This window comes from Caballeronia ptereochthonis (assembly GCF_001545075.1).
GTDB lineage: Bacteria > Pseudomonadota > Gammaproteobacteria > Burkholderiales > Burkholderiaceae > Caballeronia > Caballeronia ptereochthonis.
In genome coordinates this window covers 1-3264 of the sequence record NZ_FCOB02000079.1, presented here as the reverse complement: position 1 = coordinate 3264, position 3264 = coordinate 1, and the positions used below count along the sequence as shown (strand labels likewise).

Below are 3264 nucleotides of genomic sequence, written 5' to 3'. Positions count from 1 at the left end.
AACATCGGGATCGGCCAAATCGCGAAGTATCGCTTGCCGCTGGCAGGGAAGGTGTCGATCCTGCATCGCATCAGCGGCCTGCTGCTGTTCGTGTGTCTGCCGTTCATCCTGTACCTGCTCGATCAGAGCCTCACCTCGGAAATCAGCTTCGAGGCGTTCAAGGGCTTCCTCGCCAACCCCATCGTCAAGATCATCACGCTCGTGCTGTCGTGGGCGTATCTGCATCACTTCTGCGCAGGCATCCGCTTCCTGCTGCTCGACACCCACGTCGCGGTGAGCAAGCAAGGCGGCAAGCAGAGCGCCCTCATCGTGCTGGTCGTCTCGCTGCTGCTCACGCTGGCGATGGCGCTCAAACTTTTCGGAGCCTTCTAAGAACATGGCAACCCACAATCGAGTCGGCCCGAAGCGCCTGGTCGTCGGTGCGCATTACGGCCTGCGCGACTGGCTCGCGCAACGCATCACCGCGGTCGTGATGGCCGCCTATACCGTCATTCTGCTCTTCTGGTTCTTCGGCGCGCACAACTTCTCCTACGAAGGCTGGGCGGGCATTTTCGCGACCCAGTGGATGAAGCTCGCCACCTTCGTCGCCCTGCTGTGCCTGTTCTATCACGCGTGGGTCGGCATTCGCGACATCTGGATGGACTACGTGAAGCCGATGGGCGTGCGCCTGTTCCTGCAGGTGTTGACCATCCTGTGGCTCATCGGATGCGCCGGCTACGCGGCACAGATTCTCTGGAGAGTTTAAAGAACATGGCTGCAATCAAGACTTCCCTGCCGCGTCGTCGCTTTGACGTGGTCATCGTGGGCGCCGGCGGCTCGGGCATGCGCGCATCGCTGCAGCTCGCGCGCGCGGGGCTTTCGGTGGCGGTGCTCTCGAAGGTGTTTCCGACGCGCTCGCACACGGTCGCGGCCCAAGGCGGCATCGGCGCCTCGCTGGGCAACATGAGCGAGGACAACTGGCACTACCACTTCTACGACACGATCAAGGGCTCCGACTGGCTCGGCGACCAGGACGCGATCGAGTTCATGTGCCGTGAGGCGCCCAACGCGGTGTACGAGCTGGAGCACATGGGCATGCCGTTCGACCGTAACCCGGACGGCACGATCTATCAGCGTCCGTTCGGCGGCCACACGGCGAACTATGGCGAGAAGCCGGTGCAACGCGCCTGCGCGGCGGCCGACCGTACCGGCCACGCACTGCTGCACACGCTGTATCAGCAGAACGTGGCGGCCAAGACGCACTTCTTCGTCGAATGGATGGCGCTGGACCTGATCCGCGACGCCGACGGCGACGTGCTCGGCGTCACGGCGCTGGAGATGGAAACGGGCGACGTCTACATCCTCGAGGGCAAGACGACGCTGTTCGCCACGGGCGGCGCGGGGCGCATCTTCGCGGCCTCGACGAATGCGTTCATCAATACGGGCGACGGCCTCGGCATGGCGGCGCGCTCGGGCATCGCGCTGCAGGACATGGAGTTCTGGCAGTTCCACCCGACGGGGGTGGCCGGCGCGGGCGTGCTGATCACCGAAGGCGTGCGCGGCGAAGGCGGCATTCTGCGCAATTCGAACGGCGACCGCTTCATGGAGCGCTATGCGCCGACGCTGAAGGATCTGGCGCCGCGCGACTTCGTCTCGCGCTCGATGGACCAGGAGATCAAGGAAGGCCGCGGCGTGGGTCCGAACAAGGATCACGTGCTGCTGGACCTGTCGCACATCGGTGCAGAGACGATCATGAAGCGTCTGCCGTCGATTCGCGAGATCGCGCTGAAGTTCGCGAACGTCGACTGCATCAAGGAGCCGATACCGGTCGTGCCGACCATCCACTATCAGATGGGCGGAATTCCGACGAACATGCACGGTCAGGTCGTGGGCACCGCGAAGGGCTACAACGATCCGGTCAACGGCTTCTACGCCGTGGGCGAATGCTCGTGCGTATCGGTGCACGGCGCGAACCGTCTGGGCACGAACTCGCTGCTCGATCTGGTCGTGTTCGGGCGTGCCGCGGGCAACCACATCATCCAGCATGCGCGCGAGTTGAAGGAACACAAGCCGCTGCCGGCCGATGCCGCCGACTTCGCGATGGAGCGTCTCGCGGTGCTGGAGAAATCGACCTCGGGCGAATACACGCAAGCCATCGCCAACGACATCCGTTCGACGATGCAGGCGCACGCGGGCGTGTTCCGCACCTCGAAGCTGCTCGAGGAAGGGGTCGACAAGATCGGCGAGCTGGCCGAGCGCGTGAAGCACGTGCACCTGAAAGACAAATCGAAGGTGTTCAACACCGCGAAGGTCGAGGCGCTGGAGCTGGCGAACCTGATCGAGGTGGCGCGCGCGACGATGGTGTCGGCCGAGGCGCGCAAGGAAAGCCGTGGGGCGCACGCGCACAGCGACTACGAGCATCGCGACGACGAGAACTGGATGCGTCACACGCTGTGGTTCAGCGAGGGCAATCGCCTGGACTACAAGCCGGTGCAGATGAAGCCGCTGACGGTCGAATCGGTGCCGCCGAAGGCACGGACCTTCTAAGGCACAGGGGAATATCGAAATGGCAAAGAGAATTTTTGAAGTCTATCGCTACGATCCGGACAAGGACGCGGCGCCGCGCATGCAGACCTACGAGCTCGAGATCGAGCACGAGCGCATGCTGCTGGACGCGCTGGTGAAGCTGAAGTCGGTGGACGAGACGCTGTCGTTCCGGCGTTCGTGCCGCGAAGGCGTGTGCGGCTCGGACGCGATGAACATCAACGGCAAGAACGGGCTCGCGTGCCTGACGAACCTGAACGAGCTGCCGCAGAAGATCGTGCTGCGCCCGCTGCCGGGTCTGCCGGTGGTGCGCGACCTGATCTGCGACTTCACGCAGTTCTTCAACCAGTATCATTCGATCAAGCCGTACCTGATCAACGATACGCCGCCGCCGGAAAAGGAGCGTCTGCAGTCGCCCGTGGAGCGCGATGAGCTCGATGGCCTCTACGAGTGCATTCTGTGCGCGAGCTGCTCGACGTCGTGCCCGAGCTTCTGGTGGAACCCGGACAAGTTCGTGGGACCGGCGGGCTTGCTGCAAGCCTATCGCTTCATCGCGGACAGCCGCGATCAGGCGACGGGCGAACGCCTCGACAACCTGGAAGATCCGTACCGTCTGTTCCGTTGCCATACGATCATGAACTGCGTCGACGTGTGCCCCAAGGGGCTCAATCCGACCAAGGCGATCGGCAAGATCAAGGAATTGATGGTGCGCCGCGCTGTCTGAGATGGGCGATGTGATGG

Annotated in this window: 4 protein-coding genes; all 4 read left to right on the top strand. The window is 63.4% G+C overall.

Annotated elements, in window-relative coordinates:
- On the top strand, positions 1–372 hold a 372-nt coding region (gene sdhC, locus AWB83_RS35410), incomplete at its 5' end, for a succinate dehydrogenase, cytochrome b556 subunit (protein WP_096059417.1).
- Between the two features lie 4 nt (positions 373–376).
- Positions 377–745: a succinate dehydrogenase, hydrophobic membrane anchor protein gene (gene sdhD, locus AWB83_RS35405; protein WP_087050245.1), complete on the top strand. Its 369-nt coding sequence runs from the start codon at positions 377–379 to the stop codon at positions 743–745.
- 5 nt (positions 746–750) lie between these two features.
- On the top strand, positions 751–2526 hold the full coding sequence (gene sdhA, locus AWB83_RS35400; protein WP_087050244.1) for a succinate dehydrogenase flavoprotein subunit: 1776 nt from the start codon (positions 751–753) through the stop codon (positions 2524–2526).
- A gap of 19 nt (positions 2527–2545) precedes the next feature.
- Positions 2546–3247 carry a succinate dehydrogenase iron-sulfur subunit gene (locus tag AWB83_RS35395; RefSeq protein WP_087050243.1) on the top strand — a complete coding sequence of 234 codons (702 nt, stop codon included), beginning with the start codon at positions 2546–2548 and terminating at the stop codon, positions 3245–3247.
- Positions 3248–3264: the final 17 nt, after the last annotated feature.

Coding starts and splice junctions, on each gene's coding strand:
- AWB83_RS35395 (WP_087050243.1), top strand. CDS start 2,546: ATGGCAAAGAGAATTTTTGAAGTCTATCGCTACGATCCGGACAAGGAC.
- sdhD (WP_087050245.1), top strand. CDS start 377: ATGGCAACCCACAATCGAGTCGGCCCGAAGCGCCTGGTCGTCGGTGCG.
- sdhA (WP_087050244.1), top strand. CDS start 751: ATGGCTGCAATCAAGACTTCCCTGCCGCGTCGTCGCTTTGACGTGGTC.